Origin of the sequence: Nonomuraea sp. 3N208 (assembly GCF_052245935.1) — a bacterium.
Lineage (GTDB): Bacteria > Actinomycetota > Actinomycetes > Streptosporangiales > Streptosporangiaceae > Nonomuraea.
On record NZ_JBQQBR010000004.1, the window covers coordinates 81,019 to 94,447 of the forward strand.

Genomic DNA, 13,429 nt, shown 5'->3' on the forward strand with positions numbered 1-13,429 from the left:
GCCCCGCCTGTCCCGCGACATCGGACCTTGAGCTCTTGTCATCGAAGGCTGAGCGGTCAATGCGCCCTCTCATCGCGGGCATGGCTCAGATCTTCAATGCTGACGGTTGGTCACAGGCGGGCGGTCCACTCGTGGCCGGTAAGAACGTCAGCACCCCTGGCCGGGAAGACGCGGTTGATCAGGAAGTCGTGCACGTCCGGTTCCCCGTCGGCGCAGGCGTCGCTGAGCACGGTCACGTGGTAGTCGCGGTCGGAGGCGTCGTAGAGGGTAGCGGCGATCATCGCCCCGGTCGCGACACCGGTCAGCACGATGGAGTCGATGTGCTGGGCGCGCAGGAGCCGATCGAGGTCGGTCGCCGCGAAGGCGCTGGCGCGGCGCTTGAGGACGACGGCCTCGCCCGGCAACGGCTCAATGCGCGGGTGCACGAGCGTCTCGGGGGATTCTTCGTGAAACAGCGTCCCCGCCCCGTGCAGGCCGCTGATCAACTGGTTTCCCGCTGCCACATCAAGGCCTGAAGCCCGGAGCCCGAAACGGATGAAGATCACCGGGATTCCGGAGGCTCTGGCCGCGGGGAGAACCTTCTCCACGACGGGGAGCACGTCGGCGGCGAAGGGGTAGTTGTTCACGATGCCCGCCTGCAGGTCGCCGACGATGAGCGCGGTGGTGGTCATACGGTTCCTTGTCTGTACGGCGCGCCATCGGCCATCCTCCACGGTCGTATCCTTGGCGCTGTTGTCGTCGATCTAGTACGACGATAGTGGGACAGATTCGCGTAAGGGCCAGCGACTGCGGCGCAGGCGGGCCATATGTGGCGGTGACGGCGCGTGGTGCCGCGGTCGTCAGCGCGCATCATCCGGCCCGGCCGACCCCGATGAGACGCTCCCACCAGCGCGATGGCCTCGTGCGCACGTCCTACCGACTGCAGGACGTGGGCGAGGTCGGCCCGGGTGGCCAGCGTGTCCGGGTGGTCAGTGCCCAGCGCGCGCTCGTGACCGGCGAGCGTCACTTCATACAGGGCCAGCGCCTCCTCCGTTCGCCCTGCCGCCTCCAGCACCCCCGCGAGCAGCCCAAGGCCGGCCAGAGTGTCGGGGTGCGCGAACCCCAGGAGCCGGTGACGCCCCAGGACCATCTCCGCGAATACGGCGATGGCCTCCTGCGCCACCATGGCTGCCTCTTGTGCGGTCGGCGGCTGCTCGGCGGCCGGGTTCGGGCCGGTCATGGCGGCGCGGCAGGCGGCGTCGGCGCGAAGACCCCGACCGGGGAGATGGGAGTGATCGCGTGGGTAGCCGGGGGCACGCCACCTGCCTGTACTTTCGTCGCCGTCCTCAGCCGGAGGGGAGCAGCTCTTTGATCAGCTGCTCGATATGGTTACGGATCTCATCGCGGATCGGTCGGACGGCCTCGATGCCCTGGCCTGCCGGGTCGTCGAGCTTCCAATCCTCGTAGCGCTTGCCGGGAAACACCGGGCAGGCGTCGCCGCAGCCCATGGTGATGACCACGTCCGAGGCCTGCACAGCGTCCACGGTAAGGACCTTCGGCTCCTCGGCGGTGATGTCGATGCCGACCTCGCGCATGGCCTCGACGGCGACGGGGTTGATCTGGTCAGCGGGCGCCGAGCCCGCGGAGCGGACCTCGATGCGGTCGCCGGCCAGGTGGGAGAGCCACCCGGCGGCCATCTGGGAGCGGCCGGCGTTGTGCACGCAGACGAACAGGACGCTAGGCATCAGCGGGCTCCTTGCTGAACAGACACCGCCCCCACAGGCTGACGTAGACCAGAGCGACCAGGACGGGCACCTCGATGAGCGGGCCGACCACCCCGGCCAGCGCCTGCCCCGAGGTGACGCCGAACACGCCGACGGCCACCGCGATGGCCAGCTCGAAGTTGTTGCCGGCCGCGGTGAAGGCGAGCGTGGAGGTGCGGTCATAGGGCAGGCCGATGGCCCGCCCGGCCAGGAACGAGCCACCCCACATGAGGAAGAAGTAGGCCAGCAGCGGCAGCGCGATCCGGGCCACGTCCAATGGACGCTCGCTGATCGTGTGCCCTTGCAGGGCGAACAGGATGACGATGGTGAACAGCAGCCCGTACAGCGCGATCGGGCCGATCTTCGGCAGGAAGCGGGTCTCGTACCATTCCCGGCCCTTGGACCGCTCGCCCAGCTTGCGGGACAGATACCCGGCCAGGAGGGGGATGCCCAGGAAGATCAGCACGTACTGGGCGATGTCCCACATCGAGACGTCCAGCGCTGCTTGGGACAGGCCGAGCCAGCCGGGCAGGATCTCCAGGTAGAACCAGCCGAGCGCGCCGAAGGCGATGACCTGGAAGATGGAGTTGAGGGCGACCAGGACGGCGGCGGCCTCGCGGTCGCCGCAGGCCAGGTCGTTCCAGATGAGGACCATGGCGATGCAGCGGGCCAGGCCGACGATGATCAGCCCGGTGCGGTACTCGGGTAGGTCCGGCAGCAGCGCCCAGGCCAGAGCGAACATCAGGGCCGGACCGACGATCCAGTTCAACACCAGGGACGCCACCAGCATGCGGCGGTCGCCGGTGACGGTGTCGAGCCGGTCGTAGCGGACCTTGGCGAGCACCGGATACATCATCAGCAGCAGGCCCAGCGCGATGGGCAGCGAGATCTCGCCGATCTTCACCGCTTCCAGCGCCGTGTCCAGGCCGGGCACCAACCGTCCGAGGAGCAGTCCGGCGGCCATCGCCAGCCCGATCCACACCGGCAGGAATCGATCCAGCGTGGACAGTCCGCCGATCACGCCCGAACTTTTGGTCGTGACAGTTGTAGACGACATCCAGCTTCCTAGCCTCAGACCGTGGCGGGCGTGTTGAGCAGCGCTGACAGTTCGGCGAGCGTGTCGGGGACGAGCCGGTAGTACACCCAGGACGCGCGCCGTTCGGAGGTGAGCAGGCCGACGTCCTTGAGCACCTTCAGGTGGTGACTGATGGTCGGCTGGGACAGCTCGAAGGCATCGGTGATGTCGCACACGCAGGCCTCGCCGCCTTCGCGGCTGGCCACGATCGACAGGATGCGCAGCCGTGCCGGGTCGCCCAGCGCCTTGAAGACGCGGGCCACGCCCGCGGCCTGGTCGGCGTCGAGTGGCTCGCGGGCCAGCGGCGGGCTGCACTCCAGAAGTTCGAGCAGTTCCATTCACTCTCCATGCATCGATACCGGCGATGTCGACTTCCGTCTATATTGACAGACATCTATCCGTGCTCGTGACGGGGTCAGCTGCTCACCGGCACTTCGAGGTCGGCCAGCAGGGCGCGGACGCGGCGCTCGATCTCGTCGCGGATCGGGCGGATCTCCTCCACCGGCTTGCCCGCCGGGTCGTCGAGCTCCCAGTCCAGGTAGCGTTTGCCGGGGTAGACCGGGCAGGCATCGCCGCAGCCCATGGTGATCACGACATCGGCGGCGCGGACGATCTCCTCGGTCCACGGCTTGGGGTACTTGCGGGAGATGTCGATGCCGCGCTCGGCCATCGAGGCGATCGCGGCGGGGTTGACTTCCGAGGCGAACTCCGAGCCGCCCGACCAGCCGACGGCGTGCTCGCCGGCCAGCTCGGTGAAGAAACCGAGCGCCATCTGGGAGCGCCCGGCGTTGTGTACGCACAGGAACAGCACGATCGGGCGGCCGTCGTGGTGGCCCTCGACCCTGGCCAGGGCGTGCAGGCGCTGACGGGCGAACCGTTCGGCGAGCAGTGGCAGGAAGTTGGCGACCGCCGCCTTGCTGGCGAACTGGTCGTAGCTGGTGTGCAGGAACCGCTCGATGGTCTCGGTGCCGAACGTGCCGGTGAACTCATCGCCCAGGCGACGTGCGGTGGTGGCGTCGTGCCAATTAGGTGCGTTTGGTCCGAGTGAGCCCCCCGTCACCCTCAAGCTATCCCCGGTTGGCGCCCATCGGCTTGGTGATATCGAAGATGAACCAGCCCGGTTGAGCTCGGCGGTCGGGCGGTGGTGCAGCGCTCGATCATGGCCATGCGTATACCCCACACCCCCACCCGCTGGTCTATCGGGCCACGGCGATGACCTGCAGGTTCTTTCCCTCATTGCCACGGAGCTGAGCGCCCGACCGGAGGTCGGTGGCGGCGGCGGCGGCGACCCAGGCATCGCAGATCCTGCGTCATATCCCAAGCCTGCCGCCGCGCACGACGGCCCGTAGTTCCGCCAGGGAAGCTGGCGTCATCAGGACACGGTTCCGCCTCCGGCTCGTCAGCACGTCGATATCGACGCCCGCCGCCAGATCTTTCTTCGCGTTGGCGAGGAACTCGGCATGCTGTTCTTTGGAGAGCATTGTCTTCGCCTAGCTGTCTGCGCCTGGCACCTTGAATTCGAGATCCGGCCGGTGCCCGGCCGGGCCGGTGACACGTACTCCGCGAATCCGCAGGGACGTGAACCCCTGGGTGCCCAGCGCCGGGAGGAGAACTCTGCGTACTTCATGGAGCAGGATGGCCGCGCCTCCCGATCCGAGCGATCCGCGTGCCATGCCGCTCGTAGTGCCGAAGATCGTGATGTCCGACAACGTCACCTGCCCCTTTGCAGATGGTCACCTCCGCCAATATTTCATTTCTGGGTCAGCTCGCGGCGCGGTCGCCGAGCGGGCGGCGGCGCAATGCGGGGTCGGTCAGGGGCGCGGGGCTCCAGAGGCCGACAGGGTGGTAGACGTTGGTGCCGGGCGGCACGAGCTCGTCGATCCGGTCGAGCACAATGTCGTCGAGCACCAGCGAGGCGCCCTTCAGCAAGCTATCCAGCTGCTCCATCGTGCGCGGGCCGAGAATGACCGAGGTGACCGCCGCGTGTGACGCGGCGAAGGCGACGGCCAGCGCCGGCAGGGTGCAGCCGAGCTCGTCCGCCAGTTTCACCAGTTCCTCGACGATCTCCAGCTTGGCTGCGTTGACCGGGATAGACGGGTCGAACCGTTCTGGCGCGAGCGCGGCGCGGCCCCGCGACATGTCGACCTGCTGCCCCTTGCGGAAACGGCCGGTCAGGAACCCCCAGCCCAGCGGGCTGTAGGTGAGCACGCCCATGCCGAGCCGCTGCGCCGTCGGAAGGACGTCGCCCTCGATGCCGCGGGCCAGGATGTTGTACGGCGGCTGCTCGGTGCGGAACCGGTACAAGCCGCGCTGCCGGGCCACGTGATAGGCCTCGACCGTCTCGTGCGCCGGGAAGGCCGAGCTGCCGAAGGCCCGGATTTTGCCCTGCCGTACCAGATCGGTCAGTGCGGAGAGGGTCTCCTCGATGTCGGTCCGGTGGTCGGGGCGGTGGATCTGGTAGAGGTCGATCCAGTCGGTGCGCAGCCGCTTGAGACTCGCCTCGACCTCGCGCATGATCCAACGCCGCGAGTTGCCGCTGCGGTTGGGCCCCTCCCCCATCTGGAAGTGCACCTTCGTCGCCAGCACCACTTCGTCCCGCCGGCCCTGCAGCGCCTTGCCCACGATCTCCTCGGATTCGCCCGCCGAGTACATGTCGGCGGTGTCGACGAAGTTGATCCCGTGGTCGAGGGCGGTGTGGATGATGCGGATGCTGTCATCGTGGTCGGGGTTGCCGGCCGAGCCGAACATCATGGTGCCGAGGCAGTGGGTGCTGACCTCGATACCAGTGCGGCCGAGGATGCGATATCTCATACTTCGGAACCGTAGAATCTAGAGCCGACTCTAGGTCAAACTGGGCCACATGTCGGGTTTGAGCATCGGCCAGGTCGCCGAGCGCACCGGGCTCAGCGTGCACACACTCCGGTTCTACGAGCGGGAGGGGCTGCTGGCCCAGCCGGTACGGCGGGGAATCGCAGGGCACCGGGTCTACAGCGAGGGTGACGTCGACTGGCTGGGCGTTTGCATTCGGCTGCGGGCCTCCGGCATGCCCCTGACCGACATCCGGCGCTACACCGAGCTCGTCAGGGCGGGCCAAGGCAACGAGGTGGAACGGCTGGAGGTGTTGCGCGAACATCGGGAACGGGTGCTCACCCAGATGCATGAACTCGACCAGTGCCTCAAGCTGATCACCCACAAGGTGGCTGTCTACGAGGGCCGTCTGGGTTTGCGGGACAACGTCACAGATTGTGCGCCCTAAGCCTCTTCGGGGATTGCTTCGATGCTCACCGTTGGAGGGGCCGGCCGGGACGAGCCTAGCGTCCTGGAACGCCCACCGTCGAAGGCCCGTGACCTGGCCGGGGACCGTGAACAGGTTGATGAAACCGAGCCCGCGGGTCCAGAGATCCACGGAGGTGGCCAGGTCTGACGTCGGCACGGTGGTTTCCAGCGCCGGCCATACGTGCCGTGTCAGCGGCCGCGTCAGCACGGCGACGGCCCGCTATCAGAGGGGTCGGCGATCGTAAAGGCCATGAACGGCGCGGCGGTCACGGCCACGAGGCCGGGGCCACCGGGCACCAGCAAGAACCCGCCTCTCACAAAGGAACACACCATCATGGCTATCACCCTCTCCGAGCAGGACCAGCACACCCTCCGCACCGCCGCCTGGGGCGCCGTCTCCCTGATCACCGCCGCCGGCGCTGCCGGCTCCCCGCACAAGGCCGCCACCCAGGCCTCCATCGCCCTGACCTCCGCCACCGGCGTCGTCGGGCACGTGCTCACCAAGGCGCCCAAGGGCCTGTACGACAGCAAGACCACCGCCGCCCTCGCCGACCAGGTGCTGCCCGCCCTGACCGCGTCCATGACCCTGCTCCAGCAGCTGGACGCCGCTGAGGCCGACAACTTCCGCCGCACCGTTCTCGTCACCATCGAGGCCGCCGGCCACGGCCAGAAGAGCGAGCCCAGCCCCACCACGGCCGAGATGGCCCGCAAGATCACCGCAGCCCTCGACGCCGCCTGATGGGATGTCAGCCTCGTGTCACAGGGGTCCGCTTCGAGCCCCTGTGACACGACGGCGTGCGCACGATCAACGGTGACGGGGCGGCCCATTCACGCGGTCGGGGTTCGGCTCTGCGATCGGGGTCCGGCCGAAAATCGTTTGCCTCGCGTGGTGGGCTCGGGGAATGTGGTGTCCATGAGGCTCTGACGGACAGCACCGCTATTTCGAGATCCACGGCGCTCACTCGCCGCCGTGATGCCCGCATGCCCACATCCTGTTCAGCGAAGAGAGCGTCTTTGTCTCAGCAACACTCCCTGCCTCCGGCCGCTGCGGCCACGGTCACCGTGTTCGCCTCCCCCACGAGCTGGATCGAGTCCGATGCCGTCGCGCAGTGCCGTCAGGTGGCCGCCCTCGACGGCATGATGCACGTCGCCGCCATGCCGGACCTGCACCCCGGCAAGGGCGCCCCCATCGGCGCCGCCATGGCGTCGACCGTCCTGTACCCGTTCCTGGTGGGCTCCGACATCGGTTGCGGCATCGCCGTGTTCCCCATCAAGCTCAAGCGCGCCATCCCCGAGAAGCTCGCCGCGCGGTTCCCCGATCTCGATCGTGCGCTAGACCCTGAGCAGGATGCCGACGATCCCGCCTGGGCCGTGGTGAAGGGCGACATCCCCGCAGGTCACGTCGAGGGCCTCGGGACGGTCGGCCGGGGCAACCACTTCGTGGAGCTGGCGCGAATCGGGACAGTCTTCGAGCCGGAGCACGCGAGCCGGCTCGGGCTCGACGCCGGCGACCTGGTTCTCATCGTCCACAGCGGTTCCCGAGGGCTGGGCGAGCGGATCCTGCGGGCGCACACCGAGGTGCACGGCGCGGGCCCCGCTCCTGATCCCGGTGCCTACCTGGCGATGCATGACGAGGCCGTACGCTGGGGGTCGCTCAACCGGCGGCTGCTGGCCGCCCGGGTCGCCCATGCCCTGGGGGCCGAGCCCACCGAGCCGATCGTCGACCAGTGCCACAACCTGGTCGAGGTCCGCGACGGCAGCTACCTGCACCGCAAGGGGGCGGCGCCGGGTGACGGCCGTGACGTGCTCATCGCCGGTACGCGAGGCACCCCGTCCTACCTCGTGGCAGGCCACGCCGGGCCGGACGCCAACCATTCCGTGGCCCACGGCGCGGGTCGCAAGATGTCCCGTGCGGACGCGCTGCGCCGGGGGAAGGCCAAGCACACGGTTGAAGAGCTGCGCCGCACGCCCATGGGGTCGCTGGTGGTGTGTGGCGACCGGCAGTTGCTGTTCGAGGAGGCGCCGTCGGCGTACAAGCGCATCGAGCAGGTGATCGGCGACCTCGTCCACCATGACCTGGCCACGCCCGTCGCCACCACGATCCCGCTGGTCACGTACAAGACGGCCGACCAGAGAGACCACCGGGAGCACCGCCGTAAGCGGGGGCGGTCGTGAGCGTCCACCTGCTCCTGTCCGCCGGGCGCGGCCCGCAGGAGTGCGCCTGGGCCCTGGCCCGGCTGCTGCACCGCCTGGAAGGCGACGCCACCCGGCAGGACCTGGAGACCCATCGGGCCGACACTGTTCCCGGTGACCGGCCGGGCACCTACCGGTCGGTCCTCATCCGAATCGCAGGAGACGGCGCCGAGGCGTTCGCCGCTTCGTGGACCGGAACCCTGTGCTGGCAGGCCCCCAGCCCATACCGGGCCGGCATCGGCCGAAAGAACTGGTACGTCATCGCCCAGCCGTGCCAGGTCGACATCCCTCGCACGACGTTCACGGAAGCGGACGTCGACATCGTCGCCTGCCGCACCGGCGGCCCCGGCGGTCAGCATCGCAACAAGGCCAGCACGGCGGTACGGGCGACCCACCGGCCCACCGGGATCGTCGTCGTGGTCGACACTGAGCGGCAGTTCAGCCTCAACCGCCGCATCGCCCTGCGGCTGCTGCGAGAGCGCATCGAGCACGGCGACGAGGTGGCGGAGCGCGCCGTCAGCGCCGCCCGCCGGGGCATCCATGACGAGCTCGTACGCGGCAACCCCACCCGCGTCGAACGCCCCGAGGCACCGGAACAGGACCAGACTCCACAGGTGCCGACGCGCCGGCGACGGCGGTGAGTCGCGGCCCGTGCGTAAGTGCGGGCCCGTGAGGAAACGCCGCGACGGTCGGTCTCCCGGCCCAGCCGGCGGATGTACCCCGATCCGGTGTGAGAAAGCAGACGACTCAGCGTTGCAGGCCGTCCCATGACCACAGGGGGATGCTCAGGCCCTCCGGTACGTCGTCCGCGGACTCCGGATAGCGGGCCATGGCCGTGGTGGTGACCCAGGCGAAGTAGTCGTGCAACACCTGCCGGAGCGGCTCCCCCGTGGTCAGCCCTACGTCCTCGAGAGCCTGGTCGAAGCAGGCGATCGCGCGGCGATCCATCTCCTCGTGCGGGCCGTTGCCGCTGTGCATGCGCACGACGGACGTCTCGTCGCCATACGCATCGGAGTAGAGGGGCGGTCCACAGGACCCGTTCGCGGTGAGACCCGCAGGAGCAGCCGTCCCGGTCCCGAGGCGGGACCCGGCCGCAGTCGACCTCGCGCGGTCCGGGCGGCAGCAAATACTTGGCTAGCCACATATTGCTGCTACAGTGATTATGTGTCTAGCCACCTAATGTGTGGCGCAACGTTAGGAGTTGTCATGAAAGCCATCGTTTTCGACCGTTTCGGCGGCCCGGAAGTACTGCACGAGGCGGACATCGAGGTCCCGCAGCCCGGCCCCGGGCAGGTCCGTGTCCGCGTGAAGGCTGCCGGGCTGAACGCGCTGGACGGCAAGATCCGCTCCGGGATGCTGGAGGCCGTGTACCCAACGACCTTCCCCGCCGTTCCCGGCGGCGAGCTCGCCGGCGTGGTGGACGCCCTGGGTGAGGGCGTGACCGACGTGCAGGTGGGCGACGCGGTGCTGGGCTGGTCGGACACCGGCTCGTACGCCGAGTACGCGCTGGCCACCATCGTGGCCCCCAAGCCCGCCGCCCTCGACTGGCAGCACGCGGCCGCGCTGCCGGTGGCGAGTGAGACGGCCGAGCGGGTCCTGAACCTGCTGGGTGTCGCCGCCGGGGAGACCGTGCTGATGCACGGCGCGGCGGGAGCGGTCGGAACCCTGGCGGTTCAGCTCGCCACGGCCCGCGGAGCACGTGTCATCGGCACCGCCGGCCCCGGGAATCAGGAATATCTCGCCTCGCTCGGCGCCACTGCGACCGTGTACGGCGAGGGCCTGGTCGAGCGGGTCCGGGCGCTCGCCCCTGACGGCGTGGACGCGGTGTTCGACCTGGCCGGGAAGGGCGCCCTTGAGGACTCCATCACCCTGCGGGGCGGCACCGATCGCATCGTCACCATCGCCGACTTCCGCGCGCAGCAGCTCGGCATCACCTTCTCCAGCGGTCGCGCGGAGGCCTCGTCCGACCGCCTGGCCGCCCTGGCCCAGGACGCCGCGACCGGCAAGATCGTCACCACCGTCACCGCCTATCCGCTCGGCCAGGCCGCCACGGCCCAGCAGGTCAGCGACGCCGGGCATGTCCGGGGCAAGCTCGTCCTCACCGTCGGCTGAACACGCTCGCCTCTTCATCCACCCCGCCCGCCGTTTCCCGATGCCCACCCGGGCCTCGCCGCACCGAAGGACCACGCATGCTGGACTCTCTGTGGACGCCGACCACTGTCGGCGGCATATCCCTGCCGCACCGCCTGGTCATGGCCCCCATGACTCGTGACCGCTCCACGCCGGAAGGCGTCCCGACCGAGCTGAACGCCGAGTACTACGCCCAGCGAGCTTCACACGCGCTGATCATCACTGAGGGAACCCAGCCCTCCGCCGACGGCCAGGGCTACCTCCTCACTCCCGGCATTCACAATGACGAGCAGATCGCCGGGTGGCGCAAGGTCATTGACGCCGTACACGCGGCCGGCGGCCGGATCGTCATCCAGCTGATGCACGTCGGACGCATCTCCCACCCCGACAACACGCCCCACGGGCGCCAGCCGGTCGCCCCGTCGGCGATCCGCCCCGAGGGCGTGATGTTCACCGCGTTCGGGCCCCAGGAGATGCCGGAGCCCCGTGCGCTGTCGACGCAGGAGGTCGCGGCGACGGTCGACGACTTCCGTCGCGCCGCGGCGGCCGCCGTCGCGGCAGGCGCGGACGGCGTGGAGATCCACGGCGCCAACGGCTACCTGGTGCACCAGTTCTTGTCCGACAACACCAACCAGCGCACCGACCGCTACGGCGGCTCCCTTGACAACCGCATCCGCTTCGCCGTCGAGGTAGCCGCCGCCGTGGCCGACGAGATCGGCGCGGAGCGCACCGGTCTGCGCATCTCCCCCGGCAACCCCTACAACGACATCGCCGAGTCCGACACCGCCGAGCTGTATCCGGCGCTCCTGGACGCGCTGCGCCCGCTGGGCCTGGCCTACCTCCACGTGATGCACGCGGGCGACGAGGCTCTGCTGGAAACCCTGCGCGCGCAGTGGCCGGCCACGCTGATCCTCAACCGGGGTGGCACCGATGTACCCATCCGCGCCAAGGACATCGACAACGGTGCGGCCGACCTGGTCTCCGTCGGCGCCCTCGCGCTCGCCAACCCGGACCTGGTCGAGCGGCTCCGCGCCGGCGCGGAGCTGAACGCCCCCGACCCGGCGACCTACTACGGCGGCGGAGCGGCCGGCTACACCGACTACCCCACCTACACGGATTGAGGCACCGAACCATGCCCCACATCCCCACGACGGCCAGCAAAGGGCCGATGAGCTACGCGATCTTCCAGCTCGCCCGCGCCCACCGCGCCCACGCCGCCGCCCTGCTTCGCGCGATGGACCTGCATCCCGGACAGGAACTGCTGTTGATGCAGCTCTTTGACCGGGACGGCCAGACCCAGTCCGAGCTGCTCGAAAGCGTCGGCCTGGACCACTCCACCGTTTCCAAGTCGCTGCGCCGGATGCAGGACGCCGGCCTGCTCGTCCGCGAGCCGGCCGCACATGACCGGCGCGTCATGGTGGTCCACCTCACCGACAAGGGCCGTGCCATGCGCCAACCCATCGCAGCCCTGTGGCAGACCCTGGAGGAGACCTCCGCGCGGAACCTGTCGGAGCAGCAGGCGGAGTCCTTCGTCGACACCGCCTACGCCATCGCCGAGGCGCTCACCAGCCGCGCGCTTCCGCAAGAAGAATCCGAGTAACTCGCCGGTGCGGCTGGCCGCCTGCACCTCGAGAACGGCCGCATCACCCAGTCCCATCGCCTTCGGCCTCGGCAACCAAGCCCTCGCTCCTGACCTGATGGAAAGCGAAAACCATGACTGCCACCGACTCCACCACCCTCCCGGTCCTCGTCGTCGGGGCGACCGGCTCTCTCGGGGGCAAGGTCGTCGACGAACTGCTCAGGCGCGGCAAGAACGTCCGTGCCTTGGTCCGGCCGACCAGCGACGCTGACAGACTCGAAAGCCGGGGCGTGGAGATCGCCCGCGGCGACATGCTCGACCTCGACTCGCTCGTCGCCGCCATGAACGGCGCCGATGCCGTCATCACCACCGCCGCCGGCTACACCCGCGGCGGCAAGAACGCGCATGACATCGACACCGTCGGCAACGCCAACCTCGCCGAGGCCGCGCACCGCACCGGCATCCGACGGTTCGTCCTGACCAGCATCCTCACCAGCGACCAGACGCCCGATGTTCCACACTTCTGGCACAAGAAGCTCGCCGAGGACAAACTCGAACAGCTCGGCGTCCCGTTCCTCGCACTGCGCCCGGGGGCGTTCCTCGACCAGATCGCGAGCATGGCGGGCGACCCGATCGACAAGGGCCGCCTGATATGGATCGGCAAGACCACCGTCCCGCTGACCTTCGTCCACACCTCCGATCTCGCGGCGTACCTGGCAGCCGCAGTCGACGCCGAGGCCGACGACGGTGAGCACATCGACATCGGCTGGGACCGTCCGGTCAGCATGCGCGAGGTAGCCGACCTGATGGGCAGCCGGGCCGGAAAGAAGATCAAGGTGTGGGCCGTCCCGTCCGCCGTCGCCCGCGCCGCAGGAGCCGTCGCCGGCCGCTTCATGCCCCTGATCAAGGACATGGCCGCGATGTTCCGCTGGTTCGACACCGGCCGCTACATCGCCGACCCCCGCCGCCAGGAGCAGCTGTTCGGCCCCGTCCCCACGGCCGAGGACGTCCTCGCCCGGTACAGCGACGAGCTGGGCACTGCACCGCACCGGTGACAGGCCCGCGTCCCGGCCGGCCTGACCAGGACACCTCAGGCTGCCCTACCGAATCCGATGGCCTGCAAGTCCTGGTCGCGCAGCGGGGTGAAATCAACGTCCAGCTTCGGGTCGTACGCCTCGGGCTGGATGCCGAGCTCGTGCGTGGAGTACTCGCCGAACCGGTTGATGTGCTCGGTCAGGTAGGGCGAGATGTGGGCCAGGTCCTCGGGGTCGTACACAGTCATTAGTTCGAATCCTGCCAGGGGCACCGATCACGACCAGCAGAAATGGCGCGTGGCCACAGTGTTGCTCTCGCCGTCTCGCCGTGAGGCGCCACCCACGCTGCCCATCGAACGGCGTTCCGCCTCGACATGAACGGATAGGTCGGGCACGGCAT

The 13,429-nt window shown here is 69.0% G+C and carries 18 protein-coding genes; 8 read left to right on the forward strand and 10 right to left on the reverse strand.

The genetic code is table 11. The annotated features are described in order from the left end of the window. Positions 1-110 precede the first annotated feature (110 nt). The 8 genes from ACTWPT_RS06730 to ACTWPT_RS06765 form a co-directional block, all read right to left on the reverse strand. Complete coding sequence (locus tag ACTWPT_RS06730) at positions 111-671, reverse strand: cysteine hydrolase family protein (RefSeq protein ID WP_443176364.1); 561 nt, start codon at positions 669-671, stop codon at positions 111-113. Beyond that, the gene (locus ACTWPT_RS06735; RefSeq protein WP_443176365.1) at positions 668-1,219 is read right to left on the reverse strand and encodes a tetratricopeptide repeat protein; all 552 of its coding nucleotides are present in this window, start codon (positions 1,217-1,219) and stop codon (positions 668-670) included. Before ACTWPT_RS06735 ends, ACTWPT_RS06730 begins: the two co-directional genes overlap by 4 nt. A 106-nt stretch (positions 1,220-1,325) precedes the next feature. Next, entirely contained in the window at positions 1,326-1,724 is a 399-nt protein-coding gene (locus tag ACTWPT_RS06740; RefSeq protein ID WP_443176366.1) for an arsenate reductase ArsC, read from the reverse strand. Then, positions 1,717-2,799 carry an ACR3 family arsenite efflux transporter gene (arsB, locus tag ACTWPT_RS06745; RefSeq protein WP_443176367.1) on the reverse strand — a complete coding sequence of 361 codons (1,083 nt, stop codon included), beginning with the start codon at positions 2,797-2,799 and terminating at the stop codon, positions 1,717-1,719. Before arsB ends, ACTWPT_RS06740 begins: the two co-directional genes overlap by 8 nt. Before the next feature lie 14 nt (positions 2,800-2,813). Further along, a complete protein-coding gene (locus tag ACTWPT_RS06750; RefSeq protein ID WP_443176368.1) occupies positions 2,814-3,155 on the reverse strand; it encodes an ArsR/SmtB family transcription factor in 342 nt (113 codons plus the stop codon). A 77-nt stretch (positions 3,156-3,232) separates the two neighbouring features. Beyond that, positions 3,233-3,877 carry an arsenate reductase ArsC gene (locus ACTWPT_RS06755; RefSeq protein ID WP_443176369.1) on the reverse strand — a complete coding sequence of 215 codons (645 nt, stop codon included), beginning with the start codon at positions 3,875-3,877 and terminating at the stop codon, positions 3,233-3,235. Between the two features lie 250 nt (positions 3,878-4,127). Further along, the gene (locus tag ACTWPT_RS06760) at positions 4,128-4,298 is read right to left on the reverse strand and encodes a hypothetical protein (protein WP_443176370.1); all 171 of its coding nucleotides are present in this window, start codon (positions 4,296-4,298) and stop codon (positions 4,128-4,130) included. A 280-nt stretch (positions 4,299-4,578) separates the two neighbouring features. Further along, a complete protein-coding gene (locus tag ACTWPT_RS06765; protein ID WP_443176371.1) occupies positions 4,579-5,628 on the reverse strand; it encodes an aldo/keto reductase in 1,050 nt (349 codons plus the stop codon). Between the two features lie 49 nt (positions 5,629-5,677). Here ACTWPT_RS06765 and ACTWPT_RS06770 point away from each other — a divergent pair, with 49 nt between their 5' ends. The 4 genes from ACTWPT_RS06770 (at position 5,678) to prfH (ending at position 8,927) form a co-directional block, all read left to right on the forward strand. Continuing rightward, positions 5,678-6,073, forward strand: a complete 396-nt coding sequence (locus tag ACTWPT_RS06770) for a MerR family transcriptional regulator (RefSeq protein WP_443176372.1) — start codon at positions 5,678-5,680, stop codon at positions 6,071-6,073. Positions 6,074-6,427: 354 nt separating this feature from the next. Beyond that, the gene (locus tag ACTWPT_RS06775; RefSeq protein WP_443176373.1) at positions 6,428-6,832 is read left to right on the forward strand and encodes a hypothetical protein; all 405 of its coding nucleotides are present in this window, start codon (positions 6,428-6,430) and stop codon (positions 6,830-6,832) included. A 275-nt stretch (positions 6,833-7,107) separates the two neighbouring features. Next, entirely contained in the window at positions 7,108-8,268 is a 1,161-nt protein-coding gene (locus ACTWPT_RS06780) for an RNA ligase RtcB family protein (RefSeq protein WP_443176374.1), read from the forward strand. Then, positions 8,265-8,927 carry a peptide chain release factor H gene (prfH, locus tag ACTWPT_RS06785; RefSeq protein ID WP_443176375.1) on the forward strand — a complete coding sequence of 221 codons (663 nt, stop codon included), beginning with the start codon at positions 8,265-8,267 and terminating at the stop codon, positions 8,925-8,927. The genes ACTWPT_RS06780 and prfH overlap by 4 nt, the downstream gene beginning before the upstream one ends. A gap of 106 nt (positions 8,928-9,033) precedes the next feature. Here the strand turns inward: prfH and ACTWPT_RS06790 are convergent, their stop codons facing one another. Further along, on the reverse strand, positions 9,034-9,270 hold the full coding sequence (locus ACTWPT_RS06790) for a hypothetical protein (protein ID WP_443176376.1): 237 nt from the start codon (positions 9,268-9,270) through the stop codon (positions 9,034-9,036). A gap of 222 nt (positions 9,271-9,492) precedes the next feature. Here ACTWPT_RS06790 and ACTWPT_RS06795 point away from each other — a divergent pair, with 222 nt between their 5' ends. The 4 genes from ACTWPT_RS06795 (at position 9,493) to ACTWPT_RS06810 (ending at position 13,050) form a co-directional block, all read left to right on the forward strand. Next, complete coding sequence (locus ACTWPT_RS06795) at positions 9,493-10,398, forward strand: NADP-dependent oxidoreductase (protein ID WP_443176377.1); 906 nt, start codon at positions 9,493-9,495, stop codon at positions 10,396-10,398. Positions 10,399-10,475: 77 nt separating this feature from the next. Continuing rightward, a complete protein-coding gene (locus ACTWPT_RS06800) occupies positions 10,476-11,537 on the forward strand; it encodes an alkene reductase (RefSeq protein WP_443176378.1) in 1,062 nt (353 codons plus the stop codon). 47 nt (positions 11,538-11,584) lie between these two features. Continuing rightward, the gene (locus tag ACTWPT_RS06805) at positions 11,585-12,016 is read left to right on the forward strand and encodes a MarR family winged helix-turn-helix transcriptional regulator (RefSeq protein ID WP_443176379.1); all 432 of its coding nucleotides are present in this window, start codon (positions 11,585-11,587) and stop codon (positions 12,014-12,016) included. A 113-nt stretch (positions 12,017-12,129) separates the two neighbouring features. Beyond that, entirely contained in the window at positions 12,130-13,050 is a 921-nt protein-coding gene (locus ACTWPT_RS06810) for an SDR family oxidoreductase (RefSeq protein ID WP_443176380.1), read from the forward strand. Positions 13,051-13,085: 35 nt separating this feature from the next. Here the strand turns inward: ACTWPT_RS06810 and ACTWPT_RS06815 are convergent, their stop codons facing one another. Beyond that, positions 13,086-13,277, reverse strand: coding sequence for a hypothetical protein (locus ACTWPT_RS06815; RefSeq protein ID WP_443176381.1), 192 nt, complete (start codon positions 13,275-13,277; stop codon positions 13,086-13,088). Between the last annotated feature and the right edge of the window lie 152 nt (positions 13,278-13,429).

What these genes read in the sequence shown, in the direction of transcription:
- ACTWPT_RS06815 (WP_443176381.1), bottom strand. Translation starts at nt 13,277, where the DNA reads ATGACTGTGTACGACCCCGAGGACCTGGCCCACATCTCGCCCTACCTG.
- ACTWPT_RS06795 (WP_443176377.1), top strand. Translation starts at nt 9,493, where the DNA reads ATGAAAGCCATCGTTTTCGACCGTTTCGGCGGCCCGGAAGTACTGCAC.
- ACTWPT_RS06800 (WP_443176378.1), top strand. Translation starts at nt 10,476, where the DNA reads ATGCTGGACTCTCTGTGGACGCCGACCACTGTCGGCGGCATATCCCTG.
- ACTWPT_RS06740 (WP_443176366.1), bottom strand. Translation starts at nt 1,724, where the DNA reads ATGCCTAGCGTCCTGTTCGTCTGCGTGCACAACGCCGGCCGCTCCCAG.
- ACTWPT_RS06760 (WP_443176370.1), bottom strand. Translation starts at nt 4,298, where the DNA reads ATGCTCTCCAAAGAACAGCATGCCGAGTTCCTCGCCAACGCGAAGAAA.
- arsB (WP_443176367.1), bottom strand. Translation starts at nt 2,799, where the DNA reads ATGTCGTCTACAACTGTCACGACCAAAAGTTCGGGCGTGATCGGCGGA.
- ACTWPT_RS06730 (WP_443176364.1), bottom strand. Translation starts at nt 671, where the DNA reads ATGACCACCACCGCGCTCATCGTCGGCGACCTGCAGGCGGGCATCGTG.
- ACTWPT_RS06810 (WP_443176380.1), top strand. Translation starts at nt 12,130, where the DNA reads ATGACTGCCACCGACTCCACCACCCTCCCGGTCCTCGTCGTCGGGGCG.
- ACTWPT_RS06775 (WP_443176373.1), top strand. Translation starts at nt 6,428, where the DNA reads ATGGCTATCACCCTCTCCGAGCAGGACCAGCACACCCTCCGCACCGCC.
- ACTWPT_RS06770 (WP_443176372.1), top strand. Translation starts at nt 5,678, where the DNA reads ATGTCGGGTTTGAGCATCGGCCAGGTCGCCGAGCGCACCGGGCTCAGC.
- ACTWPT_RS06805 (WP_443176379.1), top strand. Translation starts at nt 11,585, where the DNA reads ATGAGCTACGCGATCTTCCAGCTCGCCCGCGCCCACCGCGCCCACGCC.
- ACTWPT_RS06765 (WP_443176371.1), bottom strand. Translation starts at nt 5,628, where the DNA reads ATGAGATATCGCATCCTCGGCCGCACTGGTATCGAGGTCAGCACCCAC.
- ACTWPT_RS06750 (WP_443176368.1), bottom strand. Translation starts at nt 3,155, where the DNA reads ATGGAACTGCTCGAACTTCTGGAGTGCAGCCCGCCGCTGGCCCGCGAG.
- ACTWPT_RS06735 (WP_443176365.1), bottom strand. Translation starts at nt 1,219, where the DNA reads ATGACCGGCCCGAACCCGGCCGCCGAGCAGCCGCCGACCGCACAAGAG.